27 protein-coding genes and 1 tRNA gene are annotated in these 25,954 nt (G+C 62.1%); 10 read left to right on the forward strand and 18 right to left on the reverse strand.

Annotation, left to right across the window (positions count from 1 at the left end):
• Window positions 1-154: 154 nt before the first annotated feature.
• Together HMPREF3104_RS06040 and HMPREF3104_RS06045 are read right to left on the reverse strand one after the other, a co-directional pair.
• Window positions 155-239: transfer RNA gene (locus HMPREF3104_RS06040), tRNA-Tyr, on the reverse strand.
• Window positions 240-329: 90 nt separating this feature from the next.
• Window positions 330-1,346 carry a polyprenyl synthetase family protein gene (locus tag HMPREF3104_RS06045; protein WP_070494814.1) on the reverse strand — a complete coding sequence of 339 codons (1,017 nt, stop codon included), beginning with the start codon at window positions 1,344-1,346 and terminating at the stop codon, window positions 330-332.
• Between the two features lie 106 nt (window positions 1,347-1,452).
• Here HMPREF3104_RS06045 and HMPREF3104_RS06050 point away from each other — a divergent pair, with 106 nt between their 5' ends.
• On the forward strand, window positions 1,453-2,682 hold the full coding sequence (locus tag HMPREF3104_RS06050) for a geranylgeranyl reductase family protein (RefSeq protein WP_070494815.1): 1,230 nt from the start codon (window positions 1,453-1,455) through the stop codon (window positions 2,680-2,682).
• A gap of 12 nt (window positions 2,683-2,694) precedes the next feature.
• Here the strand turns inward: HMPREF3104_RS06050 and HMPREF3104_RS06055 are convergent, their stop codons facing one another.
• Window positions 2,695-3,384: a demethylmenaquinone methyltransferase gene (locus tag HMPREF3104_RS06055; RefSeq protein ID WP_070494836.1), complete on the reverse strand. Its 690-nt coding sequence runs from the start codon at window positions 3,382-3,384 to the stop codon at window positions 2,695-2,697.
• Between the two features lie 93 nt (window positions 3,385-3,477).
• On the opposite strand from HMPREF3104_RS06055, the gene HMPREF3104_RS06060 reads away from it, so the two are divergent.
• Genes HMPREF3104_RS06060 through HMPREF3104_RS06075 form a run of 4 tightly spaced genes read left to right on the forward strand, consistent with a single transcriptional unit; the run spans window position 3,478 to window position 6,290 of the window.
• Window positions 3,478-3,720 (forward strand): hypothetical protein, encoded by a 243-nt coding sequence (locus HMPREF3104_RS06060; RefSeq protein ID WP_052205433.1) that lies wholly within the window; start codon window positions 3,478-3,480, stop codon window positions 3,718-3,720.
• A 34-nt stretch (window positions 3,721-3,754) separates the two neighbouring features.
• A complete protein-coding gene (locus HMPREF3104_RS06065; protein WP_083278967.1) occupies window positions 3,755-4,693 on the forward strand; it encodes a metal ABC transporter substrate-binding protein in 939 nt (312 codons plus the stop codon).
• Window positions 4,690-5,415: a metal ABC transporter ATP-binding protein gene (locus tag HMPREF3104_RS06070; RefSeq protein ID WP_070494816.1), complete on the forward strand. Its 726-nt coding sequence runs from the start codon at window positions 4,690-4,692 to the stop codon at window positions 5,413-5,415. The genes HMPREF3104_RS06065 and HMPREF3104_RS06070 overlap by 4 nt, the downstream gene beginning before the upstream one ends.
• Window positions 5,412-6,290, forward strand: coding sequence for a metal ABC transporter permease (locus tag HMPREF3104_RS06075; protein ID WP_070494817.1), 879 nt, complete (start codon window positions 5,412-5,414; stop codon window positions 6,288-6,290). Before HMPREF3104_RS06070 ends, HMPREF3104_RS06075 begins: the two co-directional genes overlap by 4 nt.
• Here the strand turns inward: HMPREF3104_RS06075 and HMPREF3104_RS06080 are convergent.
• The 9 genes from HMPREF3104_RS06080 to HMPREF3104_RS06120 all read right to left on the reverse strand — a co-directional run bounded on the left by HMPREF3104_RS06080 (window position 6,248) and on the right by HMPREF3104_RS06120 (window position 15,749).
• Window positions 6,248-6,925: a metal-dependent transcriptional regulator gene (locus HMPREF3104_RS06080; protein WP_052205436.1), complete on the reverse strand. Its 678-nt coding sequence runs from the start codon at window positions 6,923-6,925 to the stop codon at window positions 6,248-6,250. The genes HMPREF3104_RS06075 and HMPREF3104_RS06080 overlap by 43 nt on opposite strands.
• A gap of 22 nt (window positions 6,926-6,947) precedes the next feature.
• Window positions 6,948-7,262: a MarR family transcriptional regulator gene (locus HMPREF3104_RS12065; protein WP_141738149.1), complete on the reverse strand. Its 315-nt coding sequence runs from the start codon at window positions 7,260-7,262 to the stop codon at window positions 6,948-6,950.
• Window positions 7,262-9,268 (reverse strand): ferrous iron transport protein B, encoded by a 2,007-nt coding sequence (feoB, locus tag HMPREF3104_RS06090; RefSeq protein ID WP_070494819.1) that lies wholly within the window; start codon window positions 9,266-9,268, stop codon window positions 7,262-7,264. The genes HMPREF3104_RS12065 and feoB overlap by 1 nt, the downstream gene beginning before the upstream one ends.
• Window positions 9,265-9,510, reverse strand: coding sequence for a FeoA family protein (locus tag HMPREF3104_RS06095; RefSeq protein WP_083278968.1), 246 nt, complete (start codon window positions 9,508-9,510; stop codon window positions 9,265-9,267). Before HMPREF3104_RS06095 ends, feoB begins: the two co-directional genes overlap by 4 nt.
• 81 nt (window positions 9,511-9,591) lie before the next feature.
• Window positions 9,592-10,791, reverse strand: coding sequence for a glycosyltransferase family 4 protein (locus HMPREF3104_RS06100; RefSeq protein WP_070494820.1), 1,200 nt, complete (start codon window positions 10,789-10,791; stop codon window positions 9,592-9,594).
• Between the two features lie 82 nt (window positions 10,792-10,873).
• The gene (gene menD / locus HMPREF3104_RS06105; RefSeq protein WP_070494821.1) at window positions 10,874-12,490 is read right to left on the reverse strand and encodes a 2-succinyl-5-enolpyruvyl-6-hydroxy-3-cyclohexene-1-carboxylic-acid synthase; all 1,617 of its coding nucleotides are present in this window, start codon (window positions 12,488-12,490) and stop codon (window positions 10,874-10,876) included.
• A 2-nt stretch (window positions 12,491-12,492) separates the two neighbouring features.
• On the reverse strand, window positions 12,493-13,014 hold the full coding sequence (locus HMPREF3104_RS06110; protein ID WP_070494822.1) for a hypothetical protein: 522 nt from the start codon (window positions 13,012-13,014) through the stop codon (window positions 12,493-12,495).
• 48 nt (window positions 13,015-13,062) lie between these two features.
• A complete protein-coding gene (locus HMPREF3104_RS06115) occupies window positions 13,063-14,643 on the reverse strand; it encodes an SLC13 family permease (protein WP_070494823.1) in 1,581 nt (526 codons plus the stop codon).
• 110 nt (window positions 14,644-14,753) lie between these two features.
• A complete protein-coding gene (locus HMPREF3104_RS06120; RefSeq protein WP_070494837.1) occupies window positions 14,754-15,749 on the reverse strand; it encodes an o-succinylbenzoate synthase in 996 nt (331 codons plus the stop codon).
• A 25-nt stretch (window positions 15,750-15,774) separates the two neighbouring features.
• Here HMPREF3104_RS06120 and HMPREF3104_RS06125 point away from each other — a divergent pair, with 25 nt between their 5' ends.
• From HMPREF3104_RS06125 to HMPREF3104_RS06145, 5 genes are all read left to right on the forward strand, one after another.
• Window positions 15,775-16,146 (forward strand): YidH family protein, encoded by a 372-nt coding sequence (locus HMPREF3104_RS06125; RefSeq protein ID WP_070494824.1) that lies wholly within the window; start codon window positions 15,775-15,777, stop codon window positions 16,144-16,146.
• Window positions 16,147-16,503, forward strand: a complete 357-nt coding sequence (locus HMPREF3104_RS06130; protein ID WP_052205443.1) for a DUF202 domain-containing protein — start codon at window positions 16,147-16,149, stop codon at window positions 16,501-16,503.
• A gap of 28 nt (window positions 16,504-16,531) precedes the next feature.
• Complete coding sequence (locus HMPREF3104_RS06135; RefSeq protein ID WP_070494825.1) at window positions 16,532-17,476, forward strand: 1,4-dihydroxy-2-naphthoyl-CoA synthase; 945 nt, start codon at window positions 16,532-16,534, stop codon at window positions 17,474-17,476.
• A 73-nt stretch (window positions 17,477-17,549) separates the two neighbouring features.
• On the forward strand, window positions 17,550-18,545 hold the full coding sequence (locus HMPREF3104_RS06140; RefSeq protein ID WP_070494826.1) for a hypothetical protein: 996 nt from the start codon (window positions 17,550-17,552) through the stop codon (window positions 18,543-18,545).
• Between the two features lie 25 nt (window positions 18,546-18,570).
• On the forward strand, window positions 18,571-20,325 hold the full coding sequence (locus HMPREF3104_RS06145; protein WP_070494827.1) for a helix-turn-helix domain-containing protein: 1,755 nt from the start codon (window positions 18,571-18,573) through the stop codon (window positions 20,323-20,325).
• Here the strand turns inward: HMPREF3104_RS06145 and HMPREF3104_RS06150 are convergent.
• The 6 genes from HMPREF3104_RS06150 to pcaH form a co-directional block, all read right to left on the reverse strand.
• Window positions 20,322-21,599: an MFS transporter gene (locus HMPREF3104_RS06150; protein WP_070494828.1), complete on the reverse strand. Its 1,278-nt coding sequence runs from the start codon at window positions 21,597-21,599 to the stop codon at window positions 20,322-20,324. The two genes, HMPREF3104_RS06145 and HMPREF3104_RS06150, sit on opposite strands and share 4 nt — an antisense overlap.
• A 60-nt stretch (window positions 21,600-21,659) precedes the next feature.
• Window positions 21,660-22,868 carry a 4-hydroxybenzoate 3-monooxygenase gene (locus tag HMPREF3104_RS06155; RefSeq protein WP_070494829.1) on the reverse strand — a complete coding sequence of 403 codons (1,209 nt, stop codon included), beginning with the start codon at window positions 22,866-22,868 and terminating at the stop codon, window positions 21,660-21,662.
• On the reverse strand, window positions 22,868-23,278 hold the full coding sequence (gene pcaC / locus HMPREF3104_RS06160) for a 4-carboxymuconolactone decarboxylase (protein ID WP_052205449.1): 411 nt from the start codon (window positions 23,276-23,278) through the stop codon (window positions 22,868-22,870). The genes HMPREF3104_RS06155 and pcaC overlap by 1 nt, the downstream gene beginning before the upstream one ends.
• Entirely contained in the window at window positions 23,268-24,335 is a 1,068-nt protein-coding gene (locus HMPREF3104_RS06165; RefSeq protein ID WP_246816370.1) for a lyase family protein, read from the reverse strand. The genes pcaC and HMPREF3104_RS06165 overlap by 11 nt, the downstream gene beginning before the upstream one ends.
• 64 nt (window positions 24,336-24,399) lie before the next feature.
• The gene (pcaG, locus tag HMPREF3104_RS06170; protein ID WP_070494831.1) at window positions 24,400-25,002 is read right to left on the reverse strand and encodes a protocatechuate 3,4-dioxygenase subunit alpha; all 603 of its coding nucleotides are present in this window, start codon (window positions 25,000-25,002) and stop codon (window positions 24,400-24,402) included.
• A 27-nt stretch (window positions 25,003-25,029) separates the two neighbouring features.
• Entirely contained in the window at window positions 25,030-25,731 is a 702-nt protein-coding gene (pcaH, locus tag HMPREF3104_RS06175) for a protocatechuate 3,4-dioxygenase subunit beta (protein WP_070494832.1), read from the reverse strand.
• Between the last annotated feature and the right edge of the window lie 223 nt (window positions 25,732-25,954).

Below are 25,954 nucleotides of genomic sequence, written 5' to 3' on the forward strand. Positions count from 1 at the left end.
CCGAGAAAAGCACACATTTTGTCGCTTAACCCACCATCTCCCGGAATTACTGCATTCGACTCCGAGCGGGAACGGCCCGGAGACAAGCGGCTACACCCGGGAACGGCGAAAACCCGCCCTCCGCAACAATCTGCGTGGACGGGTTTTTCTACTTTGGTGCCAGGTAGAAGATTCGAACTTCTGAAGGCAATGCCGGCGGATTTACAGTCCGCTCCCTTTGGCCGCTCGGGCAACCTGGCGTGCGCTGTAAGCGCGTGGATTACTCTACATCACCGGATGCGCAAGTTTGCAAATCGCCAGCTAGAACCCACACAAACTCCAGCCAAACGCTATCCAACACGGTCCACGGTCAGGGTGGAAAGGTTGGCAAGGGCTTGCTTGGCGGGGACGTCCGGAAGCAAAGAAAGCTCCCTCTCCACCACAGCGAGGTACTCGTGAACCTTCTCCAGGGCGCGTTCCCGGCCGCGGGTTTGGGAGATGAGGTTGAGGGCGTAGTTCACGTGAGCGTCGTCAGGCAGGGGCCCCGTGAGCATGTCACGCAGCTGCTGGCCGGCCTCTGAGTCTTCCTCCATGGCGTAGAGGACCGGCAGGGTGAACACGCCCTCGCGCAGGTCGGTGCCTGGGGTTTTTCCGGACTGTTCGGGGTCGGAGAAAATGTCGATGATGTCATCCACAATCTGGAAGATGAGGCCAACCGCGGCACCGAGGCGCTGGCAGCTTTCAACGGTCTGACGCGGGGCGCCGGCAAACAGTGCGCCGAGGTAGGCGGCGGACGCGATGAGCACGCCGGTTTTCTCCTCAATCACCTTCAGGTAGTGCTCCACCGGGTCCTGATCGCCCGCGCCGATGGTTTCGCGCATCTGGCCGGTGACCAGCGTTTGGAAGGTGTCGGCGAAGTGGGCAACCGTTTCGGTGTCAATCTCCGCCATCAGGCGCGAGGTGTGCGCAAGCAGCACGTCGCCGGCGAGGATGGCCACGGAATTACCCCAGCGTGCGTTGGCGGATTCCACGCCGCGGCGGCGCTCGGCTTCATCCATCACATCGTCGTGATAGAGGGTGGCCAGGTGCACCATCTCGGTCAGCACGGCACCTTTGGTCACGTTCTCAGCATCCGGGTTCGGCCCGAATTCGGAGCACAGCAGCGTCATCAGGGGTCGGAAACGCTTGCCGCCAGCAAAGGCAAGGTGGTTGACCTTTTCGGTGATAAACGGCTCTCCGTTGGATAGACGCTCCGCTAGCAGTGCTTCCACCTTTGCCATGCCGTTGGTCACGCGTGCATTGAGCGCGTCGTTACCAAGATCTACGGGAAACGCGCCGCGTGGTGACGGCTGGATGCCGTTGGTCATCGATGATGTCCTTGCAGGTTGAAAACGGGCATATGACAGTGACAACCGTAGTCCACGCAATGCCTGTGGGATTGCAGCAGGGCCGGGCTGGCACAATGAGCACGTGATGTTCGATGTCGTGGTTGTGGGTGCAGGTCCGGCTGGGGCGACGGCGGCGATTGCCGCCCAGGAGCGCGGCTTGGGCTGTTTGCTTATCGACGCTGCGCCACCCTCCCGCGACAAAACCTGCGGCGACGGCCTCACTCCTCGGGCTATGGCAACGCTGCAAGCGCTTGGCTTGGAGCATGTGTTGCCTGCGTATCGCAACAAGGGGCTGAAGCTGCATGGCTACGGCGGGGACGTAACGGCGCCGTGGCCTGATGGCCAGTATCCGGCGGTTGGTTCCGCCAGCCCGCGCGCAGCGTTTGATGCGGCGTTGGTTGCTGAGGCTGAGGCACGAGGTGCCACGGTGTGGCAGTCGTGTGCTGCGGAGTCCGTGACGTTTCGTGATGGCGCGATCCACACCGTGCACACCCAAAAGGGTGATGTGCGCGCCAAGTGGGTCATTGTTGCGGACGGCGTGCGCTCCCCCTTTGGCAAGCAGTTGGGTCGCACCTGGCATAAGGGTGAGGTGTATGGGATTGCGGCGAGGTCCTATTGCGCGTCGCCTCGCAGCGAGGACCCGTGGATGCATTCCCATGTTGAGCTGCGCGATGAAACGGCGGTGCAGCCAGGCTACGGGTGGATCTTCCCGCTTGGTAACGGTTATGTGAACCTCGGCTGCGGCGCCCTGTCTACCAACGCCCGACCGGCGAAGGTGAACACGAAGAAGCTGCTGCGCACCTACGCCGAGCAGCAGGCAGATGACTGGCAGTTGGGACCTGTGGAGGACGTCGCTTCAGCGCTTTTGCCGATGGGTGGCGCGGTATCCAACGTGGCGGGACCGAACTGGGCGCTGATTGGTGATGCTGCAGCCTGCGTCAACCCCCTAAACGGCGAGGGCATTGACTACGGCATGGAGACCGCCGTGATGGCGATCGACATGATTGCGGACGCTTCACACGCCGGCCGCACGATGGACCTAACACTTGCGTGGCCGTTCGCGCTGCGTGAGGCCTACGGTGACGCTTTCGCCTTGGCGCGCACGGCTGCGCGCCTGCTCACCTACCCGCAGTTCTTGCCCGCCGCAGGCCCACTGGCCATGCGCGGTGTAGGTGGGCGCTTCCTCATGCCGGCGGCGGCGCGCTTGATGGGCAATTTGGTCAGCGAAAACGACCGCGATGTGATCGCCAGGGCGTGGCGCGCCGTGTCCAAGCTTGCGCCACGAAACGCCCCTCTGTGGGACGTGCAGCGTTAGCTTTTTAGCGCGCTAGCCTTCCTTGACCGCGCTGTGGATGGCAACGATGCCACCGCTCAAGTTCTGCCAGCCCGCATCGGACCAACCGTTGGCGTTAATCGCGCGCGCAAGCGCCTCCTGGTCAGGCCAGGCGCGGATGGATTCCGCCAGGTATTCGTAGGCCTCCGGGTTGGAGGAAAACACCTTGGCAATCGGCGGCAGGGCCAGCGGTAGGTATTCCTTGTACAGGGTGCGGAAACCGGGGATGACGGGGGTGGAGAACTCGTTGACCGCCAGGCGCCCGCCTGGTTTGGTCACGCGTGCCATCTCACGCAGGCCGGCTTCGAAGTCGTGCACGTTGCGCAGGCCGTAGGAGATAGTCACGGCGTCAAAGGTGTTGTCCGCAAATGGCAGGTACATGGCGTCGCCCACAACCTTGGGCACGTCGCGATCCTTGCCGGCGGCCAGCATGCCCTGGGAGAAGTCGCACGCAACCACCCATGCGCCGGACTTGGCTAGCTCCACGGTGGACACAGCGGTGCCGGCAGCTAGGTCGAGGACCTTCTCTCCAGGTTTGAGTTGGAGGCGTTCGCGCGTGCGGCATCGCCAGTATTTATCCAGCCCGAACGACAAAACTGTGTTGGTTTTGTCGTAATTCTTGCCCACGTCGTCGAACATCCCGGCAACGTCGAAGGGTTTTTTCTCCAGATCCGCCTTGGCCATGCTGCGCAAGTCTACTTCGCCACCCACAAAAGAAGGCTGTTCACCCTCCCTCCACTTGCAAGTTCGGGTAGCCGAACTTTACTATTCACCACCATGGGACATGACGAAGCCAACATGGGCGCGTGGCTTGAAGCCATCACGCTGTTTGAGACTGCTCGCGACGGCGACCACGTGGCCTCAGCACGCCTCGTGCACTCAAGCGCCGATCCCGAAAAAGTCACGCTCAACCTCATGCGGCTGCTTGCCGTGTACCTGCGTGATGAGTCTGCGCAGAAACTAGACCGTTTCATCGCCACGTCCCACCGCGTCGGCCCGCCGCCGCTTCCATACCTCTAAAAGCCACTTCCCAACGCATAAAGTAAGGAACCACATGATAAAAACCAAGGCACTTGCCCTTGCATTCACCGCTGCCCTCTCCATTGGCCTGGTGGGCTGCTCTGCGGAAAGCTCGCAGGAAACAACCTCCACCACTGCAAGCGACAAGGACCTGCCGGTAGTGCTGACCACGTTCACAGTGATCCAAGACATTGCCGCCAACGTGGCTGGCGAGCACCTGAAGGTGGAATCCATCACCAAACCCGGCGCGGAGATCCACGGCTACGAGCCCACCCCAGGCGACATCGCACGCGCTGCGGATGCGGACCTGATTTTGGATAACGGCATGAACCTGGAGAACTGGTTCGCGCAGTTTGTTGCTGATCTGGATGTGCCGCACGCCGTGGTCAGCGAGGGCGTGGATCCGATCGACATCGCCGAGGACGCGTATGCCGGCAAGCCCAACCCGCACGCCTGGATGAGCCCGGTAAACGTGCAGAAGTACGTGGACAACATTGTGAAGGCGTTCAGTGAGCTCGCCCCAGAGCACGCCGAGGACTTCAAGGCCAACGGCGAGAAATACAAAAACGAACTCCAGGGCGTCCAGGATGAGCTGGAAACCAAGCTGGCAGAAGTACCCGACAACCAGCGTGCGCTGGTGACGTGTGAGGGTGCGTTTTCCTACCTGGCGCGCGACGCAAAACTGACGGAGCGCTACATCTGGCCAGTCAACGCGGAGCAGGAGGCCACCCCGCAGCAGATCGCGGGTGCCATTGAGTTTGTGAAGGAAAACGACGTCCCTGCCGTGTTCTGTGAGTCCACGGTCTCCAACGCCCCGATGATGCAGGTGGTTGAGGCCACCGGCGCTCAGTTCGGCGGCACGCTGTACGTGGACTCCCTGTCTGAAGAAAACGGTCCGGTGCCGACCTACCTGGATCTGATCCGCCATGACACCAACACCATCATCGAGGGCCTGACCGGGAGGACGAAGTGACACCGGCGATAGCGGTTGACAACGTCGTGGTGCGATACGGCGATGTGCTTGCGCTCGACGGCGCAACGCTGACCGTGGAGCCGGGCCGCATTTGCGGCCTGATCGGCATGAATGGCGCTGGCAAATCCACGTTGCTCAAGGCGATCATGGGGTTGGCGAAGCCAGACTGCGGCGAAGTGCGCATCAACGGCATGGACCCGCTTCGCGCCCGCAAAACACAGGTGTTGGGCTACGTCCCGCAAAGCGAGGAGGTGGACTGGCAGTTCCCGGTCACCGTGCGCGACGTGGTGATGATGGGCCGCTACGGACACATGGGGTTTACCCGCCGCCCGCATGCCGATGACATCGCGGCGGTTAATAGTGCCCTTGCGCGCACCCACCTCACCGAGTTTGCGAATCGCCAGATCGGGCAGCTGTCCGGCGGACAGAAAAAGCGCGCGTTTATCGCCCGGGGCATTGCGCAAGGCGCGAGCATCATGCTTTTAGACGAGCCCTTTGCCGGCGTAGACAAACACTCCGAGGCCACCATTACCGCCCTGCTCAAGGAGCTAGCTTCAGAAGGGACGACGATCTTTGTGGTCACACACGATTTGGTGGCGCTGCCACAGCTCGCGCCGGAGACGGTTCTGTTGAATCGTCGGGTGCTCATGCACGGCCCAACTGACGTGGTGTTAGAGCCCGACAATCTCGTGCAGGGCTTCGGGATGGGGGTCGCATCATGATCAGCAACATGATCGATATCTTGACGCAACCGTTTGCGTATGACTTCATGGTGCGCGCACTTGCCACATCCCTGGTGGCGTCGGTTGTGTGCGCGGTGTTGTCCTGCTGGCTGGTGCTAGTGGGCTGGTCCTTGATGGGTGATGCGGTCAGCCACGCGGTGCTTCCCGGCGTGGTGCTGGCCTACATCGTGGGCGTGCCGTTTGCCCTGGGTGCGGTGGTCTTCGGCTTCATCGCAGTGGCGCTGATCGGGCTGGTGCGTGATACCTCCCGGGTGAAGGAAGACGCGGCCATTGGCATCGTGTTCACCACCATGTTCGCGCTGGGGCTGGTACTGATCTCGGTCACGCCCTCGCATACGGATCTAAACCACATCATCTTTGGCAACCTGCTTGGTGTCTCCCGCGATGACTTGCTGCAGGTGGCCATCCTGGGCGCAATTGTCTTTAGCGTGCTGGTGCTCAAACGCCGCGACTTTACGCTCTACGCCTTCGACCCGATCCACGCGCATGCCATTGGGCTTAACCCACGTTTGCTGGGTGCGGCATTGCTGGCGCTGTTGGCGCTGACTTCGGTGGTGGCGCTGCAGGCCGTCGGCGTGATCCTGGTGGTGGCCATGCTGATCATCCCGGGCGCTACCGCGTATCTGCTCACCAACAAGTTCGGCACCATGCTGATCATTGCGCCGGCCATGTCCGCGGCATGCGCCATCATTGGCCTGTACTGCTCCTACTACCTAGACACGGCTTCTGGCGGGATGATCGTGCTGGCGCAGGGTGTGGTGTTTGCCGTGGTGTACCTGTTCGGCCCGCACGGGGTGACCCGGGAGCGCCGTTACGCCTCCAAGCGCACAAAGACGGAGTCTGTGGCTTCCTGACCAAGCGGGACCGCTGCGCTGGCGCCGGCCAGCCGCACCTCAAGCGCACCGGAGTAAGGCGCCCCCTGGCCCACCTCCAGGGTGGCGCCGACAACAAGCCCGTGGCTGTCCAAGAATTGGAGCAGCTTCGGGTCATCGTCAGCAATCCGCTCAATCGTGGCCGTCTGTCCCGGCTCAACGCCGGTGAGCGGGACGGCCTCGGGTGCGTCGATGCGCCCGCTGGCAGAAGGGATGGGATCCCCGTGTGGGTCGCGGGTGGGGTGGTCCAGGAACGCGTCGATGCGCTCAACCATGAAATCACTCACGGAATGCTCGAGGTTCTCGGCCTCGTCGTGTACTTGATCCCAGGTGTAACCAAGCGCTTCCACCAAGAAGGTTTCAATGAGTCGGTGGCGACGGATCATCGCTACCGCGTAACGGTGGCCGGTCTCTGTGAGCTCGACGGCTCCATAGGGCTGGTGTGCAACCAAGCCTTGCTCCCCCAGCTTGCGAACCGCCTCAGAGACGGTGGATTTACGTAGGTCAAGGTGTTTGGCTAACGAGGTAGACGTGACCGGCTGATCCGACCATTCCGACAGCGCCCAGATGCCCTTGAGATAGTTCTGGGTGCTGGGGGAAAGATCGCCGACTGACATATCGGCCACTCTACTTGCGGCGCTACTTGCCAGCAGCACCCGGCCGAGTCATCAACACCAGCGCCACCGGCCCGCTGGCGGTGCGCTCCCCTGTGCACGACTTCGACGCGCTGCAGGAGCGGCAGCCGCCAGCGCAGCACGCGGAGCCCAGCGGTTCCAGCTTCAGCAGGTCCGTGCGCTCCAAGTGGTGGATGATCGCATCCACTGTGGAGGTGGACAAGCCGGTGCGCCGACAGATCTCCGCGCGGCTACGTGCGCCTTCGCGCATGGCGGTAGTGACGGCCTCCATTGGTGGCATGTCCAGCGTCTTGGCAGCGGTAGCTTTTCTGCGAAACATCACATGAACACCCGCAGCACCTGGAATGTCAACACGGCCAAAAGCCACGCCACGCCGATCTGGCCCACCATGGTGATCATGGTCCACTTCCAGCCGATCTCGCGCCGCTGCGCGGCAAGCGTTGCTACACACGGCGTGTAGGCCAGCAGGAAGATCATGTACGCCCAGGCGGCGGCGGTTGCGTGTCCGCCCGAGGACTGCTCAAAGTCCGCGCGCACCGCCCTAGCCAGGTCCGAGTCACCCTGCTCTTCGGGGCCGGCGTCATCCTCCAGAGGATCAGCCACCGCATAGGTTTGCGCCCAAGTGGAGATCAGTGCCTCCTTGGCCAAAAATCCGGTGATCAGCGGGCCGGTGAGTGACCAAGAGTTGAAGCCAGCCGGCTCAAAGACCGGCGCGATTGCCTCAGAGACCACGCCGTAGACGGAGTCCTGCGGGTGCAGCTCCTCATCGCCCCAGGAGTAGCCAGCAACGGCCGGGGTGGACTGCAAGAACCAGATGGCGACCACGGTTGCGACGATGATGCCGCCCGCCGTTTGTAAAAAGCCCTTCAGACGCGCCCAGGTCACCGACGCCGTCAGGCGCGCCGTGGGTAGCTGGTAGACCGGCAGGTCAATCACCAAAGGGTCTGCGCCGAGGGTGCGCCACAGCAGGTTCTTCAACACCAAGCCGGAGAGCACCACCAACACAATGGAGATCACGTACATGGCAAACACCACAAGTCCCGCATGGTCGGGAAAGAAGACGTTGGCCATCATCACGTACACCGTCAACCGGGCTGAACACGAGGTAAACGGCACCAGCATGGCCGTCAAGCGCCGCTGGATTGGCGACGCTAGAACGCGCGTCGCCGAAATCGCCGGCACATTACATCCAAAGCCCACAATCAGCGGGATGAACGCCTTGCCTGGCAGGCCGATCGCCCGCATAACGCGGTCCGCCACCACGGCCGCGCGCGCCATGTATCCGGAATCCTCCAACACCGCGAGGCAGAAAAACATCAACGCCATCAAAGGAACAAACGTTAGGACCATACCGACGCCGTTGATAAGGCCGTCGATAAGCAGGCCATGCACAAACGGGAAGTCTAAGCCAACCGCAACAAGTCCGGCTGCCGCCCAGTCAGACAACGGGCCGGTGAAGAAGCCTTCCATCCAGTCTTGGAAGGGCGCGGCGACGGTGGTGGTGATCTCGAAGACCACGAACATGGCCGCCAGGAAGATCAGCGGGCCAAGGACTGGGTGCAGCACGAAACGGTCGATGGTTTCGGAGGTGGTGGCGCGGCTTTCATCACGCAGGGTGGCGGCCGCGACCGCATCATCGATCCAGGTGAAGCGGGCATCGGCGGCCTCGAATCCGTCATCCTCGGGGGTGTGCGGGCGGTGCGTGACCACCGGCTTGTGCAGCTCTTCGTGCACCACCTCAGCAAGACCAGCAACTTCTCTACGCCTCGGGTCAAGCGCCACCACCGGCACTCCCAACTTCGCCGACAAGACGTCCGCATCCACCTCAAGGCCCTGGCGCTGGGCGACATCGCCCTTGGTCAGCACGATCACCATGCGATACGGCAGCTCCGCAACCTGCGCCGCCAAATAGAGCCCGCGCGAAATGTTGGCGGTATCCACCGCAACCATGACCAGATCAGGCCGGCCCTCCCCCAGTCTGCCGGGGTTATCCAACAGCAGCTCGCGCGTCAGCGCCTCATCGGGGCTAATCGGGTCCAGCGAATAGGCACCGGGAAAGTCGATGACGTTGTAGTCCCCACCGTGCTTCTCACTGCGCTCGTGCACCCGGCGCGAACCCTTGTGGGTGTGCCACACGCCGCGGGAAACCTCCACGGTGGTTCCCGGGTAGTTGGCCATGGTCACGCCCGCGCCGGTCAGCGCGTTGAAGAGCGTGGATTTGCCAGCGTTGGGTGCTCCGACCAGCGCGATGGTGGGCTGGCCGTGTGCGACCTCGTCCGGGGTAGCGCCGCAGTGGGAACAGGCGGAAGTAGCTGGGGTACTCACAGTGCCGCCTCCGTGTGCTGGACGTGAATGCTGCGCAGCGCCTGTGCATCAAGCGCGTAGCGGGTGCTGTTGGTGCGCACCACACGCCCGCCACCAGCGGTCTTTTGCACCACGGTCACCTCGGCGCCGTGGCGCAGGCCCAGCTCGTGCAGCCGACGGTCAAGTGCCGCGTCAGCGTTGGTGGTGGTGATGGTGGTTTGGGTGCCCACCGGAACGTCGATAAGCAAAAGCTCCTGTGCCATGCGCCGCGTCCTTTGAACTCAAAAGAATTAGGTAAGGGTTACTCATGTAAGTTTAGCCTTACCTGGCGCGAAAAGGGGCCCCTATGCCCGTTTTCTTTTCCCCGGAATCTTCGCCCATCCTGGCAGCGGCACTTCGCGGCCAAAAATGTTCACTACTGTGCGGTTATAGCCGGCGATCGCCTCGTCGTAGTAACCAACCAGCTGCGTACACAACGCGTCCCAAGTTTTATCCGCAACCGAGGCACGCGCGTTGGCTTTGAGCTCATCCAATCGGGCAGGATCAAGAATCCAGGCGGCGGCCTCCGGCAGGTCCTGCTCGAAGGTGTCCACGTCCAACAAGATGCCGTTGACGTGGTTGGCAATCAGGTCGATCGGGCCACCCGCCTTCGGGCCAATGGTGGGCACACCGCAAGCTTGCGCCTCCTGGATGGCCTGGCAGAACGTTTCAAACTCACCGGTGTGCACGAATAGGTCCAGGCTGGCGTAGGCGCGGGCAAGCTGCTCACCAGACAAAGCACCCGTGAACACGGCGCCGGGAAGGGTGGCTTCGAGTGCGGCGCGCTCCGGGCCGTCACCAACAATCACCAGCTGAATCGACGGGTCTAGAGCCAGCGGCGCAAGGCGGTGCACGGACTTCTCCGCGGCCAAACGGCCAACAAACCCAACGACACGCTTCGTGCCGCTCGGATCCCACTTACGGCGCAGCATCTCTGAACGACGCCGCGGGTGAAACAGCTCCGCGTCCACCCCGCGCCCCCAGTGGTGCACGTTCTCAATGCCGTGCCGCTCCAGCTCTGCAATCGCCTCAGAAGACGGCGCCAGCGTCAGCTCACACATGTTGTGCACCGTGCGCGTCCACTCCCACGCAATGGAGGCAACCATGGCCGCGTGGTACTTCGTGGCAAAGCCAGCAACATCCGTCTGATACAGCGCCACCGCCGGAATCCCCAGCTGGGATGCAGAAAACGCGCCCGCACCACCAAGCACAAACGGGCTGGCCAAGTGGATCACGTCCGGCTTGAACCCCGCCAACGCCGCCGTGACATTGGTAGTGGGCACACCAACCGGCAAGGAATCCACCATCGGGATACGCACCGTGGGCACGCGCACAATTTCAAAACCCAGGTAGTCCGGAACCTCCTCCTGGAAGTCGCGCGCACCTGGGGCCACCACGATCGCCTCGTGGCCTTCCGCTTTGAGATGCTCAAGCACACGCAGCACGGAGTTGGTGACGCCGTTGATGTTTGGCAAGAACGATTCTGCAACGATTCCCACTCGCATACTCAGTCACCCTGGCACAACTAAGGAAATTTTTGCGCAACCCAACGTGAAGTCCGCGTGAACTTTCACTATCAACTTCACGCTACTTTTGCAGCCGCTGCGCCAGCGCACGCCGGGTATCACGCGTGGTTATGGCCTCCACGATGGTGATCGGCGCGGGCTGCGCTTCCACGTCAACCAGGATCTGCTGCAACTGCGCCACGCTCTCCGCACGGCGGTAATGCGCACCATAGCCTGCAGCAATGGCCTCGATGTCCGCGTCGTGCGGGGTGCCAAAGGCGCGCTCGAAGTACCCGCGCACGCTATCCGCACCCACCTCCAGCGTTTCAAAGATGCCGCCGCCGTTGTCGTTGGCCACCACAATGGTCAGGTTGCCGGGCCGCGGCTCATCCGGGCCGATCAGCAAGCCATTCACATCGTGCAGGAATGTCAGGTCCCCCACCAACGCAACCGTGCGCGGGGCGCGGATCTCATCCGGCCGCAGCGCCTGCGTAGCCAGGGCAACGCCAACCGCTTGGGACAAGGTGCCATCAATGCCTGCAGCCCCGCGCGGTGCATACGTGTCCACACCGTCAAAGGGCATGCCGACTAGGGACGCATCACGCACCGGATTCGATGCGCCCAGCACAAACGTGTCCCCAACCGCCAGGGTGTCGCACACGGCTGCCGCAACATGCAGGCCGGTAAAGCCAAACTCCTCGCTCTCCAGCGCGCTGCGAACGGTCTCCGCGCCCACGTCACCAGCAGCCTCGCAGATCTTCAGCCACGTGTCCGTCGGCTGGCCCGTCACACGCACGGAAGAACCACGCACGCTCGGGTTGCCCGTGAAAATCTCACTGCGCGACAGCCCGATGACCTCAATCGCCGGATCCGCCATCAACGCCATCACATCCCGGTGCAGCGTGGGGTGGCCCACCACAATGACCTGCTCCGGCTTCGTGGAGGCCGCGAAATCGCCACCATCGTGGGAAATCGCCACCTCAGACTGCGCGAAAAACCTCGCCGCCAGCGGATGTACCTGGTGAAACGGCGTCGGCGCGGTCGGCTCCGCAATCGTCGGCACGTGCTCCAGCCCGGGCACCTCCCACGCCTCATCGCCAGCAATCACCAGCGTGTCGCGCGTGAGATCCACATCCACCACGCCGTGGTCCACAAACCTATTGGTCCTGGTCAAGGACCCCGGTCCCACCCTCCGGAGCTTCTTGCCTATCGACGCCACATTCTCCGGCACCAACGGCACATCCAACGCCACATTGATATGGACTTGGGGGGCGCTAAAGGAGATCCCGTAAGCGTGGTCAAGCAACTGCACCTGCTGCGTTTCGGCATAGCGGCCGAAGATGCCCTGCTGCCAGATGGTCTGGGACGCGCCGGTGCCCACCAGGTGCTCCGGGCGATCCGCGCTGATCACCGCGAGCGGGGTGTGCGACATGTGCGCCTCGACTACCGCTGGAAGCGCGTTCGCAACCGCCGTACCAGACGTCATAACCACACCAACGTGGCGTTTCTGCACGCGGGCAAGCCCTAAGGCCGTGAAGGCGGCCGAGCGTTCGTCGATACGCATATGCACCTGGATATCCCCACGAGAAAGCAACGCGTACGCCAGCGGCGAGTTGCGCGAACCCGGACTCATCACCACATCAGTGACATGTTCTGCCAACTCCTCAGCCACCGCCGAGGCAAGAGCGAAAGACTCCACGCCTACCCCCTCGACAACTCATCAAGCTTGTTGAACAGCTCTTCAAAATTGATGTCCGGCAGCGGGACATCCGTAGGCAGCACCTCAGTGGGTACTACCGGAGCCGGCTCCTCATCCGGATTCGCGTTGTCACGCTCCCCGAAACCGAAATCAAAGGGTTTGCGCGTAGTGGTCACCGTGGTTGTGGCCGTGGACGTTTCCGTCACCGTCACCGGCGGTTTGTTCGCCTCCTGTGCCGAAGCACGCCACAGGAAGAACAGCACTACGGCCGCAACCGCCAAAATCGCAGCCAGCAAACCAAGCGCCAACGCGGCCGTGTTCGTCCCCTTCTGGGGCGCGTCGTAGCTGGAAACGCCGTAATCCGGCTGGTTGTAGTCCGGCTGGTTGTAATCCGGGCCGCCGTAATACGGCTCGCTGTAGCCACCCCCGTACTGGCTGGACTGGTCCGGAAAATACTGCTGCGGGCGACCCGGATGTTGTTCACCCGAATCGCCCACACCGAACTGGCGCGTCTGGTTATCCATGCGCCATAAGTTACCGCACTAGGGCACTAAGTGTTAGAGCCGTGAGTGTTAGAGCACCAAACCAAACACCGGCACTGCGATGAAGTAGGTAGCCAGGGAGATCAGCACCAGGCCGATCAGGTTCAGCCCGACACCGCCCTTGATCATCTCGCCCATCTTGACGTGGCCCGAGGAGTACGCGATAGCGTTCGGCGGGGTTGCCACCGGCAGCATGAACGCACAGGTTGCGGCCAGCGCAACCGGGATAGCCAGGATCAGGACGTTCATCTCGGTGGACTCGGTCAAACCAATACCCACTGCAACACCGCCCATGATTGGCAGGAAGGTTGCAGCCGTTGCCGTGTTGGAGGTCAGCTCCGTCAGGAACAGCACCAGTGCCGCGACCGCAGCCAACAGCAGGAACACCGGCAAGACCGACAGGCCCTTGGCCTTCTCACCAATCCACAGGGACAGGCCCGTGGCGGTGAACATGGCGGACAGGCTCAAGCCACCACCGAAGAGCAGCAGCACGTCCCACGGCATCTCATTGGCGGTCTTCCAGTCCAAGATGCGCTTGCCGTCCTTGTTGGCCGGGACAATGAACATGAGCAGGCCGGCGATAATGCCCACAACTGCATCGTCGTACGGGAAGTCCCATCCGAAGTGGTTGCGGCCCAGCGGGATGAAAATCCAGGTCAGCGCAGCAAGCAGGAAGATGACACCCACGGCTACCTGCGGGAAGGTCCACGACCCAAGCTTCTTCAGCTCAGCGTCAATCAGTTCCTTACCGCCCGGGATCTGGTCAACCTCAGGCTTGAAGACGGTGATGAGCATCCACCACGCAATAAAAGTGAACACGATTGCAACCGGCATGCCCACAAGCATCCACTCACCGAAGCCGATGGTGATGCCGTGCGCTTCCTCCATGTAACCCTTCAGCAGGGCGTTCGGCGGGGTACCAATCAGGGTGCCCAGGGAACCGATGGACGCAGAATATGCAATTGCCAACATCAGGGCGGTGGCGAAACGCTTCTGATTCTTCATGCCACCCACAGACTCCGCGGTCAATGCCAACACGGAGGTACCGATCGGCAGCATCACCACAGCGGTTGCGGTGTTAGACACCCACATGGACATAAAGCCCGTAGCCAGCATGAAGCCCAAGATGATGCGCTTCGGGCTGGTACCAACCAACTTCACCACGACCAACGCCAGGCGACGGTGCAGGTTCCAACGCTGCAGGCCAAGGGCCATCAGGAAGCCACCCATGAACAGGAAGATAGTGGCGGAAGCGTACGGGGAAGAGACGCTCTTAAACGGCGCAACCCCCATGACCGGGAAGATCGCAAGCGGCACCAAGGCGGTTGCGGCAAGCGGGATCGCCTCCGTCATCCACCACGCTGCCATCAAGACAGTCGTTGCGGCGACAACGCGCATGGCCTGCGCGGAGTACTCCACGCCCTCCTTCGCGCCGGAAGACTGGGCGACAGTGTCAGCCGCTCCTGCCGGGAAGAAGATGTACACCAAGATTGCCAGGACAATGCCTGTGAGCAATCCGATGAGTTGGCGGCGCCACTCGCCCGCCTCTGGGCCGGGGGCGCGGTCACCGTCTGACAAGGCGGTGGATTCATGAACTACGGGAGTAGACATCTCGAGTTCCTCTCTTTGACGTCACCGAAAAACGGGAATGACAATTTCCGCATAGCACTTTAACGCCACATGTAGCCCAACCCGCCAAAACTACCGAAGTGTGACAAGTTCTACACCCGTAGGTGGGTAATGCACTCCCTCACACGCTGGAACCACCAGTCACGAGTCGCCCCCGGCGCGCGCAGCCCGTGGAGACGTTCCGGGTCGGGGGTGGTGCGGGTGAGGTGCAACGTGCCGTCGAAAAGCTGCCGCTCCGGCGCAACATCTTCCACAAACAACCGCTGGGTGGCCAGCCCGGCCGCGCGCGAGCCAGTGAGCTTCGCCGCAACCAGCCCGGCATCGATGCCTACCGCCGTATCCAGCGCGCTTGCCACGGTGAGCTGCAGGTTCAGCTCCTTGGCTAGCTGCAGCGTCCTTCGGACACCACCCAGGGGCGCCTGCTTGACGACGCCCACGGGAACCACCCCAACCACCCTCGCCGGGTCCTCGGCGCGGCGAATCGACTCGTCCGCAGCAATCGGCGTGCGCACCTGGTTCTGGACAGCGCCGAGCTCCTCGACGGTTTTGCAGGGCTGCTCAATGTATTCGAGCGGGCCGTGTTCAGTAAGCGCGCGCTCTGCTTCGATCGCCTGGGCAACACTCCAGCCGCCGTTGGCGTCTACACGAATCGCGGCCTCCGGACGCAGGCGGCGGACCTGGTTGACGCGTTCAATATCGTCCTGAAGCGTCTGGCCGGATTCAGCGACCTTGATCTTGAAAGTCTGCACGCCCGGAAAGCGTTCAAGAACAGCCTCGACGTCCTGCGGCTGAACCGCCGGGACCGTGCCGTTGACTGGCACCGCGCCGTGTGCTTCCGGCAGCCCCAGGTAGGCAGCTTCCAGCCCGGCGCGCAGCCAATGCTTCGCCTCCTGCGGCTTGTACTCGGTGAACGGGGAGAACTCGCCCCAGCCCTTCGGGCCGTCAATCAGCAGCGCCTCACGGGTGGTGATGCCGCGGAACTTCACCCGCATCGGCAACGCCACCACGTGGGAGCGCTGCAGGATGTCATCGACGTGTATTTCTTTGATGTTGAGTCCGATGTTGAGGGCGTCGTCGGGCAGTTCCATGCGCGCCAGCGTAGCGTGGGAGACCATGAGCGCACCTGAACGCAGCCGGCTGGCACAGCGACTGTTTCCTGACGGCACCGAGCCCGACCCGCGCTTCACCCTTGCCAACGAGCGCACGTTCCTCGCCTGGACGCGTACCTCCTTGGCGTTTTTGGCAGGTGGCGTAGCACTGGCCGCTTTCGAGATCGACGGCCTGCACCCGGATTACCAAACCGCGGTCGCCGTCCTGGTGATCCTCGGCGGGCTGTGCATCTCCGGCGGTGCTGCGGTGCGCTGGGTACACGTGGAGCGTGCGATGCGCACCGGCCGACCCCTGCCCGTACCAGCGATTATCCCGGTGTTGTCCTTCATCGTCTTCGTGGCATTGGCCGTGACCGCTGTGATGGTGGCGGTGTAAATGCCGCGTTCAGGCAGGTTGCTTCCTTCGCAAGCGCCGCTGCAGGCACACGAGGACCCGGGCCTGCAGCCGGAGCGCACCTCTATGTCTTGGGCGCGAACCGCGATGGCGATGCTAGTGGTGTCTTTGACGCTGCTGCGCTGGGCGGATGCGTACGGTCCTGCCATTTTCGCTTTGATCACCGTGCTGGTGGTGTGCGCCATTTACGTGGTGTCCTCCAACCGTGCGGATTATCTGCGGGACGTCCACGGAATCCAAAACGAATCCCTCTCCCCCAACATCGCACGCGTTATGGTGATGGTTTTCGCCGTCACGTTGCTGGGCCTGGGCGCGGTGGTGTTGGTGCTGACGCGGTAGGTTCGGCGGCCCACGTACCATCACCCCTATGAGCCAGAACCCCCAGTACTCCACCGCCAACCCCTTCGACGCCTCCCAGTGGAAGCCGGCAACCGAAGAAGCGTTCACGGACATTACGTATCACCGCCACGTGGGCACGGAGCGTAAAGACGGCATTGTCCGCATCGCGTTTGACCGCCCGGAGGTGCGCAACGCGTTTCGCCCCCACACTGTGGATGAGTTGTACCGCGCACTGGATCATGCGCGTCGTGACCCGTCCGTGGGAACGATCCTGCTTACCGGCAACGGTCCGTCCGAGAAGGACGGCGGCTGGGCGTTTTGCTCTGGCGGTGACCAGCGCATTCGCGGCCGCTCCGGTTATCAGTACGCAGGTGGCGACACTGCGGACACCGTCGATGAAGCCCGCGTGAAAGCCGAGGGCGGCCGCCTGCACATTCTTGAGGTGCAGCGTCTGATTCGCACGATGCCGAAGGTGGTCATCGCGGTGGTTAACGGTTGGGCGGCTGGCGGCGGCCACTCGTTGCACGTCGTTTGCGACCTCACCATCGCATCGAGGGAGGAGGCACGTTTTAAGCAGACGGACGCGGACGTCGGGTCCTTCGACGCCGGCTACGGGTCCGCCTACTTGGCCAAGATGGTGGGCCAGAAGTTTGCGCGTGAGATTTTCTTCCTGGGCCGCACCTACTCCGCGGAGGAGATGCAGCGGATGGGTGCGGTAAACATCGTGGCTGATCACGCTGAGTTGGAGAACGAGGCGATCCAGGTTGCGCGCGAGATCAACATGAAGTCCCCCACCGCCCAGCGCATGCTGAAGTTCGCGTTCAACCTGGTTGATGACGGCTTGATGGGCCAGCAAGTATTCGCTGGTGAGGCCACTCGCCTGGCGTACATGACCGATGAGGCCGTGGAGGGCCGCGACTCCTTCCTGCAGAAGCGCCCACCGAACTGGGACGAGTTCCCTTACTACTATTAGGAGCTTTTTGCTTATCGACGCCCAGCGTTCCCCCAGCCCCAACCGCTGGCCTCACCACATGTTGACTCACAGCATGTTGAACCGAACGATCATCACCGCCGGCGCCGCCGCTGCTGTGCTGGCGCTCGCTTCATGCGGCACGTCGGAGTCCGCGGACCCCGCGCAGGAGGCAACGGCCACCGCCACGGAGACCACCAAGATCGCGGACTCGGCCGCACCCACTGAAACCGTGAGGGAGACTGTGACGGCGACGCAGGACGCTGCACCGCCTGCGCAACCACCAGCACCGCAACAAAGCCTGCGCGATACTTACGCAGATGCCATCGCTAACCCGGCGCGCTTCTTCCCGGAGCCGCAGCCTGGGCATGACGGCACCTTCCAGTACGCGTTGCTGGACGTGGATGGAGACGCCGTGCCGGAGTTGCTGGTGCGTGAGGGTGGTACCGGTGAACGCAGAATAGCAATAGCCCTAGCTACCGGGGAGCAGGCCACGAGCACACTTGCAGACGGCGAGGGGACCCTGCTGTTTTCCAACGGGATGTACCCGGGGCTGGAGGAGTACCGCTTCGGGGAGACCACCGCGACGATCACGCAGTATGAGCTGCGCGGCGGGCGTGTGGAGCAGGTGAGCGGACCGACAGACACGGTTGTTGGCAACCCGCTGGATGAATTCAACATGCTCAGCTGGCTGCCCACCACGGAGCCCAGCGCACTGAATACGTTGGATACCTTGGCTAACACCGACCCCCTGGCGCAGCCGCTGGCCGGCAACTTCCGCCAGTACTCGATCGAGCGCGACTGGCGCGGCGACAGCTTCAACGTAGAAATCACCTACCCGAACGTGTTCTACCCGGAGCTGGGCTGCCGCGGCACGCTCGAACCGACGCCACCCGGCCACGCGGGCCAAGCCGGGTTCATCGAGCACATCACCGAAGGCACCTGCGACGACGGCGGCACATGGCACTTGCTTCTAGACGCTGCGTCGCTCCAAGCCGGTGCCCCCGCCATCTATAAGGCGCGCTATGTGGCGCCGGATGGCCGCTACGTTGCGGACGGCGGGTTTAGGTAGTGGGTGGGCCTAAGATCGAAGCATCATGGCCCTTGAAGTAGACGTCAACTCACAGCGACTCGCTCGCACCCTGTTTAGCCACCACGGTGGGTTCGTCCTTCTCATCCGCGAAGACTCGGAAAACACCAATGCCGTGATGCGTCGATTGCGGGAGCAGATACCGCCGGATGTGCTTCGCGTGATCACGCCGAGCACCATTCCGCTTCCCAGTTCGGTGGCTGCACAACCCCAAGGCACTGTGTACCTCCTCCGGGATATTGATCAATGCGACCGCAACACACTGACGGGTTTTGTTGATTCTCTTCCGGCAACTGATGCCTTCTTTATTGCTGCGGGTACGCAAGAATGGGCGCGCGATCTGGCGTCTGTGGAGGTCACACTCAGTGACCTCCCCCAGCCAGCCCAGCCAGCACAGCCAACACAGCCAGCACAGCCAGCCCAGCGTGAAAGGCAACCGCTAGCGGAGGCAGAGAAGGCCCTGTACGGCGGGTCTGTTGGGGTGGCGGGTGATTGGTTGGACGTGGCGTCGATAGGCAAAAAGCGCACGAAGCTTGCAGTCATGACTGCAGTAGCTGACTGGGACATCGAGGGCCTGCGACAGGTGGTGTTTGCCTCCCCCACCAGCGACGACCTTGACCCCGCAGTCCTTGAGATAGTCCAGCATTTTGCCGAAGCGGCAAGCGGTGCTTCTCTCTCCCAGCACCTGATCACGTTGCCGGTGGCTCCGGAGACGGACTTCCTCACCGGGTTTATGCACCTGGCTAATGACGATATTCCGCGAGCCCTCAACCACTTGAGGCCGCGTCCCGGCGAAAGCGTTGACGTCAGCCTGTGGAAAGCGCCGCTGTACGCGCGCGCCCAGTTTGTAGCAGGTCATTGGACCGATGCCAAGCACACGGTGGAACACGGCCTGCTCCTAGCTGAAAGCAACGAAGCTCGCCTTGTAGAGCCGCTGCTCTTATGGACGGGCGCCCAGATCGCCGCCCTGGAAGGCAAACAGCGGCTGGCGGAGCATTACTTACGACGCAGCGATCCCGGCGCAGACGCGTTTACCATCCAACAGCTGCCATCGCTGATGGCCAACATGGTGATCGCCGCACAGCTCAGCGACATTCCTACAGCGCTTCAGGCCGGGGAAAACCTGGCTAGGACCGCGAAGCGGATTTTCCCGCGGCCAGAGTTTTGGCCGTGGGAGGATGTTTACGCATCAAGCCTGATTCGCGCAGGGCACCTCGATGAGGCCGAGCAGGTTTTAGCCCCGGCACTGGACGAGTCTTCCCGGGAAGTGTCGCTTTCCGTGCGCGCGAAGTACTCCATCCCAATGGCAAGCATTGATCTTCGCCGCCAGCACGCCGACGCGGCATTTTCCACCTTCGAAGATTCGGTAGAGATGCTTCGGTATGCCGGCATGCCCGCGTATTACGCCCGTTGCTTGTACGAGTACGGGCTGGCGGCGCGTAGGTATGGGCGCAGGAATAAAGCCGCCGAGATTATGCATCTGGCGGCTGAACTCTACGGGTCAATGGGGGCTTGGGCGATGCTGCGGCGCTGCCAAGCAGAACAGCAGATTGCTACTGCTGAAAAGTCGGCCTCAACGCTGCTGACAGCGCATGAGAGAGAAATTGCTCATATGGCAGCCAGCGGTGAAACCAACAGTGGCATCGCCCGGCAGCTAAACCTGTCAACAAAAACTATTGAGTACCACTTAACCCGCGTGTACAAGAAGCTCGGCGTACACCGCAGGGCTGACCTGGGGCCTGCCCTGCGATCAATTCCTTAAGCCTTGGCACCCTCACGGTCAATAGCCGCCAGCGGCTTGGTCAGGCTGAAGAACAGCGCGCCAGCCAACCCGACGATGGCGAACGAGTAGAAGCCCCAAGGGTTTGCAAGGTTGTGGTGAACAAGGAGACCGCCGAGCATCGGGCCGGAAATCGCACCGAGTCGACCAATGCCTGCGGAGATACCCATTGCTGTGGCGCGCAGGTTGGACGGGTGGTTCTCACCAACGAATGCGTAGACCAGGTTCTGCGAGGAGAACACGAACACGCCGGTGAGGAACACCACCGTGTACAGCACCGGCATCGGCATACGGATGGCAAGCATGGCCAAGAAAAGCGCGGAAAGCACGAACCAGACCAGACCAGAGCGGCGCGGGGAGTGCTTGTCCGACACCTGGCCAGCAATAACCAGGCCAACCACTGCACCGATGTTGAGGACCATGAGGAAGCCAAGGGCATTACCCATGTCGTAGTCCGCCTGACGCATGATCTGCGGCAGCCAGGTGTTCAGGCCGTACACAAGCAGCAGGCCCATGAACGACGTCACCCACACAGCGATGGAGTTACGCAGGTACGGCGGTCGGAGAAGTGCGGCGGCGCCAGCCTGTTCCTCCACCTGCGGAACTACGCCTGCAGACGCCTCCTCCAAGCTCAACCCGTATTGGGAAGCAACCCGGCGCGCCTCCTCTTCCCTGCCGGTAACGCGCAGGAAGTCGGGCGACTCCGGCAGCAGGAAGTACATCACCGGAGCCAGGATGAGGCCCGGGATCGCACCGACGATGAACATAGAGTGCCAGCCGAACGGGCTGATCAGGAAGAGAGCAAGGAACGCCGTGAGCACAGCACCGACGTGGTAGCCGGTCATCACCGTGGTGGTCGAGGAACCAGCCTTGGCGCGGCCGCGGAACTCAGTGACCATCGAAATGGCGGTGGGCAGGCAGCCACCCAGGCCGAAGCCTGCGAGGAAACGCAGCGTCAGAAATGCCCAGAAGTTATACGTGAAGCCCATTGCCAGCGTGAGTACTGAAAACGCCAGCACGGAGAAGATCATTACTTTGCGACGCCCCAGCTTGTCCGTCGCAGCGCCAATGAACAGAGCACCCAACGTCATGCCCACCAGGCCGGCTGTTGAAATCTGGGTGGCTCCTGCTGGATCAAGGTGCCAGTTAGGGTCGTCCAACATTGCCGGCATCGCGGCGCCAAGGACGACCAGATCGAAGCCGTCCAGAAGAACGGCCAACCACAATAGGAAGACCACTGCGCCTTTAGTTCGCATCAGGCACTCCTCCTTACTTATTAACTAGGTATGTATTAACTGCGTGAAAAACGGGTTGTGTTACTTGTCCGGAAAGGTGGGCAGATCCCGGCCGACGTACTGCTCGGCAAGGTACTTGCGGCCTGCTTCGGATTCCAGAACGGAGCGCAGCTCGCCGCGGCGGCGGCCGGCCTCGAACGGGCTCTCGCCAGGAATTGCGTGCAGCATGGAGGACATCCAGTAGGAGAAGTGCTGCGCCTTCCAGATACGCGGCAGAGCGATGTCGGAGTATTGGTCAAGCAGCTCGGTGTCCTTGTCCTTCACTGCACGGACAAGCCCTGGTGCAAGCGCAGCAATGTCCGCCACTGCCAGGTTGAGGCCCTTCGCGCCGGTCGGCGGCACGGTGTGGGCCGCGTCGCCAGCGATGAAGAGACGGCCACGCTGCATCGGCGAGGTCACCGCGGAGCGGAAACGCAGGACCGACTTTTCAAAGATCTCGCCTTCCTGCACGGTGACACCCTCGGAATCCACACGCTTGTGCAGCTCTTCCCAGATGCGCTCATCCGGCCACTCTTCCTCAGTGTCCTCCGGGTTGCACTGCAGGTAGTAGCGCTGCACGCCTTCCGAACGCGTAGAAATCAGCGCAAAACCAGCATCATGGGTAGCGTAGATCAGCTCCGGGTTGGTCTTCGGTGCGTGGACCAGCACGCCAAGCCATGCGTACGGGTAGTCGTGGCGGGCACGGATCGCACCCTCCTGCTCCAGGATCAGGCCACGGAACTGGGAGCGTGAACCATCAACGGCCACCACATAGTCAGCGGTCAGCGTGTGGGTCCCCTCAGCGTCGGTGTACTGCAAGGTGCACACGTCACCATCTGCAGCACCGTCGATACCGATCACGGAATCCACGGTGGTTTCGAAGAGGATCTCGCCGCCGTCTGCAAGCCTGCGGGCAATGAAGTCCTTCAGGTACTCATGCTGTGCGTACACGGCCATGTGGTGGCCGGTGTGCTCAGTCAGACCAATGCGGGTGCGGTGCCCGTCCAGGGAGATTTCAATACCTTCATCAATATCCGCCTCCTTTTCCATGCGCTCACCAACGCCGGTTGCGCGCATCAGGTTCAGGGTGCCCTGCTCAAGCACGCCTGCGCGGACGGTTTCTTCCACGTCTTTGCGGGTACGGGTTTCAAACACCACGCTTTCCACACCATCAAGGTGCAAAAGGTGTGACAGGGTCAAGCCAGCGGGGCCTGCACCGATAATGGCAACGGGAACATGACGGGTGGTCATTATTTGTTCTCCTCCTCAGCAACTGCCTTGGCCAGCAGTTTGAAACCGTGATTACTGTTCGGCACACCTGCGTACACGGCGGTGTGCAGCAGAACCTCTCCGATGCGGTCCGGATCAATGCCAGCGCGCAGGGCCGCACGGATGTGCATGTCCAGCTCGCCGTCGTTGCCAACCGCGGTCAAAATCGCGATGGTGAGCATGCGGCGCTCCTCGTGGTTGAGCCCCTCGCGGTTCCAGATGTCACCCCACGCGGTGCGGGTGATGAAGTCCTGGAACTTTTCGGTCACCTCGGTCTTGTTGGCTTCGGCACGGTCCACGTGGGCGTTACCAAGAACAGCCCTGCGGTTACGGTCCCCTACCTCGGCGGCGGCCCTGCGGCCCTCCTCGTAGAGGTTGTCATCAGCTGACATGATTCGTCCTTTCTAGCGCGCGGTCTAAAACAAGCCGCGCAAGTGTTTCCGCATCGGAAATATCTGCGTTTTCGGGCACCTTCGCCGCCATTGCTGCTGTGTCCACGGTCAGCCCGTCAAGGGCGCGGCGCAGCAAAAGCACTGAACTTGTGGTTGCGGCAACAATCTCTCGGATGGTCTGCCACTCCGAATGCCACGAACCAATGCCGCGCTGCGCCTGGCAATCAAGCGCAGTGAGCATGGTGGCGGTCAGGCCTGGGATGCGTGCGGCGTAGCCGCGCGCGGCAATCGAGGCCGCGGGGTTGGCCTTATGCGGCATAGAGCTGGAGCCGCCCGGCGCAGACTCCCGAAGTTCAGCTACCTCGGTGGCGGAGTGCAGCACAATGTCACCAGTAATCTTCGCCACCACCCCGGACAGTTTCGCCATAGCGGTCGCGATGTCCACCATCGGCGCGCGGTTGGTGTGCCAGACCAGCGGCTGGCGATCCAGGCCAAGTTCCTTGGCCAGAGCCTCGTGCGTGTCTAGCCCGCCAGAAACGGTGCCAACCGGACCGGCGTACTGCAGCGGAAACGCCAACGCCTGCACTGCTTGTGCAGCGTCAACGAACTGCTCCAACCAGCCTGCTGCGATCGCACCAAACGTGGTTGGTAGCGCCTGCTGGCCAAGGGTGCGCGCCATCACCGGCGTGGCAATGTGCTGCTCTGCTAAGGCACGCAGAAGCTCGCGGCACTCGGCAGCGATGCCGTTAAGCTGCCCAGTTGCGCCGCGAAGCAGCAGCATCAAGGCGCTATCAATCGCGTCTTGGCTTGTTGCTTTGTAGTGCACGCCGGTCACATCCTTGGCAAGCGCGCGCAACGCCCCGACGATCGGGATCGCCGGGTTTGCGCCACCGATAGATGTCTGGGCAACCTCGGAAACATCAAGCTCATAGGCATCGATGGCGTTAACAGCAGCGTCGCGTTGCGCCTCAGAGATGCGGCCTACGGAAAAGGCCGCATTCGCAAGGCCGCGCTCGAATGTGACGATGGCGGTGAGCAATGAAGCGTCGTCAAGCAAAAAGCCCTGTGACCCCGAGGCGAGATCTGAGTAGGTATTGCGAGAGTGTCTGTCTACCTGCATGTTAAAGGGAAAAGAACGGCGTTTCCTTCGCCGGGTCAGTGTCCTGGAGGCGGATATCAAGGTGGTAGCCGCCTTCGCGAGCTTCGGCGATCAACAGCGGGCGCCGGGAAGCATCCAGCTGCGAAAGCACCGGATCTGCCTCCAACGCTACCGTGTCCTCCGGGAAGTAGAGGCGCGTGTACAGGCGCTCAAGAATGCCGCGGGCGAACACACCAACCAACAGGTGCGGCGCTTCGCCCTCGTAGCCACCCGGCACGATGGTGGTAAAGCGCGCGGTGCCGGTCTCATCCGCCATCGCACGGCCCAGGCCCCGGAAGCCTTCCACCGAATCGGTGTTGAACTTGCCGTCCTGATCCGCCTGCCAGATCTCCACCATTGCATCCGCAACGGGAGCACCGTCGCCATCGAACACGCTGAAGCTGACCTCAACCGCGTTCGGATCATCCTTATCTACAAGCAGCTCCGTGCCATCTACCTCAAGGCCGATGTGCACGTACGGGCCAACCGTCTGCGACGGGGTCAGGCCAAACTCAACATCATCCTGATCGCGGTACGTGCTGCGCACCGGGTAGCGGAACTCACCAGTTTTTCCAGTGTCAATCATGTCTGTCTCCTTCGCTTTACGCAGCCGTTAGTGGCGCGGCGTTTCAAAGTAGGTCTGGATCGAACCGCGCAGAACGATGTCGAACTTGTAGGCCAAAGCCCAGTTCGGGCTGGTCGTGTCATAGTCAAAGACTGCGATCATGGATTCACGGCTGGCTTCCGGCACCGCGTTGTAGATCGGGTCCTGGAAGAACATCGGATCGCCCGGGAAGTACATCTGGGTAACCAGGCGCTCAGTGAACTGGCGGCCGAAGAGGGAGAAGTGGATGTGGGCTGGGCGCCACGCGTTGTGGTGGTTCCCCCACGGATATGCACCCGGCATGATCGTGGTGAAACTGTAGTAGCCGTTCTCATCCGTGAGCACGCGGCCGACACCGTTAAAGTGCGGGTCCAGCGGTGCTGGCCAGCTGTCGTTCTTGTGGCGGTAACGGCCAGCAGCGTTGGCCTGCCAAACCTCAACCAGGGTGTTGGGAACCGGCTTGCCATCCCAGCCCAGCACGCGGCCGTGCACCAGGATGCGCTGGCCAATCGCCTCGCCGCCGTTGACCAGGGTGAGGTCATTGTTCAGTTCGCCGATTTCGGAGCCGCCGAAAACCGGGCCAGTCAACTCGCCCAGACGCGGAGTAACCATAACCAGGTCATTGACCGGGTTGCGCTTAATCGTCGTCCGGTAGTCAGGGAAATGAAGGGGAGCGAATACTCCCTGTGTGGAAACGGTGATGTCACTCAAGGTGCCTCAGTCCTTTCTGCCGGTTTTTGCTCACCATAGGAAACTGTGTGCCACACCACAAGGAAAGGGATCTTGTGTGACCGATAACGTCATATCTATTTCCGTGACCAGCGCCGTTGTGAGCTCGCACACACTAAGGGGCAGCACTAGGGGTGTGTCCTAGGGTCTGGCGAGGGTGCCATCGCCCTCGTCGTCGCCCTCGTCGTCGCCAACTCCGGCGGCT

The organism is Corynebacterium sp. HMSC30G07 (assembly GCF_001806945.1).
GTDB classification, from domain to species: Bacteria; Actinomycetota; Actinomycetes; order Mycobacteriales; family Mycobacteriaceae; genus Corynebacterium; species Corynebacterium riegelii.

Coding starts and splice junctions, on each gene's coding strand:
- HMPREF3104_RS06140 (WP_070494826.1), top strand. CDS start 17,550: ATGTTGAACCGAACGATCATCACCGCCGGCGCCGCCGCTGCTGTGCTG.
- HMPREF3104_RS06065 (WP_083278967.1), top strand. CDS start 3,755: ATGATAAAAACCAAGGCACTTGCCCTTGCATTCACCGCTGCCCTCTCC.
- pcaG (WP_070494831.1), bottom strand. CDS start 25,002: ATGATTGACACTGGAAAAACTGGTGAGTTCCGCTACCCGGTGCGCAGC.
- HMPREF3104_RS06075 (WP_070494817.1), top strand. CDS start 5,412: ATGATCAGCAACATGATCGATATCTTGACGCAACCGTTTGCGTATGAC.
- HMPREF3104_RS06135 (WP_070494825.1), top strand. CDS start 16,532: ATGAGCCAGAACCCCCAGTACTCCACCGCCAACCCCTTCGACGCCTCC.
- HMPREF3104_RS06120 (WP_070494837.1), bottom strand. CDS start 15,749: ATGGAACTGCCCGACGACGCCCTCAACATCGGACTCAACATCAAAGAA.
- HMPREF3104_RS06110 (WP_070494822.1), bottom strand. CDS start 13,014: ATGGATAACCAGACGCGCCAGTTCGGTGTGGGCGATTCGGGTGAACAA.
- HMPREF3104_RS12065 (WP_141738149.1), bottom strand. CDS start 7,262: ATGTTTCGCAGAAAAGCTACCGCTGCCAAGACGCTGGACATGCCACCA.
- HMPREF3104_RS06050 (WP_070494815.1), top strand. CDS start 1,453: ATGTTCGATGTCGTGGTTGTGGGTGCAGGTCCGGCTGGGGCGACGGCG.
- HMPREF3104_RS06125 (WP_070494824.1), top strand. CDS start 15,775: ATGAGCGCACCTGAACGCAGCCGGCTGGCACAGCGACTGTTTCCTGAC.
- HMPREF3104_RS06045 (WP_070494814.1), bottom strand. CDS start 1,346: ATGACCAACGGCATCCAGCCGTCACCACGCGGCGCGTTTCCCGTAGAT.
- HMPREF3104_RS06115 (WP_070494823.1), bottom strand. CDS start 14,643: ATGTCTACTCCCGTAGTTCATGAATCCACCGCCTTGTCAGACGGTGAC.
- HMPREF3104_RS06055 (WP_070494836.1), bottom strand. CDS start 3,384: ATGGCCAAGGCGGATCTGGAGAAAAAACCCTTCGACGTTGCCGGGATG.
- HMPREF3104_RS06130 (WP_052205443.1), top strand. CDS start 16,147: ATGCCGCGTTCAGGCAGGTTGCTTCCTTCGCAAGCGCCGCTGCAGGCA.
- HMPREF3104_RS06155 (WP_070494829.1), bottom strand. CDS start 22,868: ATGACCACCCGTCATGTTCCCGTTGCCATTATCGGTGCAGGCCCCGCT.
- HMPREF3104_RS06095 (WP_083278968.1), bottom strand. CDS start 9,510: ATGGCACAGGAGCTTTTGCTTATCGACGTTCCGGTGGGCACCCAAACC.
- HMPREF3104_RS06100 (WP_070494820.1), bottom strand. CDS start 10,791: ATGCGAGTGGGAATCGTTGCAGAATCGTTCTTGCCAAACATCAACGGC.
- HMPREF3104_RS06060 (WP_052205433.1), top strand. CDS start 3,478: ATGGGACATGACGAAGCCAACATGGGCGCGTGGCTTGAAGCCATCACG.
- HMPREF3104_RS06080 (WP_052205436.1), bottom strand. CDS start 6,925: ATGTCAGTCGGCGATCTTTCCCCCAGCACCCAGAACTATCTCAAGGGC.
- HMPREF3104_RS06150 (WP_070494828.1), bottom strand. CDS start 21,599: ATGCGAACTAAAGGCGCAGTGGTCTTCCTATTGTGGTTGGCCGTTCTT.
- HMPREF3104_RS06145 (WP_070494827.1), top strand. CDS start 18,571: ATGGCCCTTGAAGTAGACGTCAACTCACAGCGACTCGCTCGCACCCTG.
- pcaC (WP_052205449.1), bottom strand. CDS start 23,278: ATGTCAGCTGATGACAACCTCTACGAGGAGGGCCGCAGGGCCGCCGCC.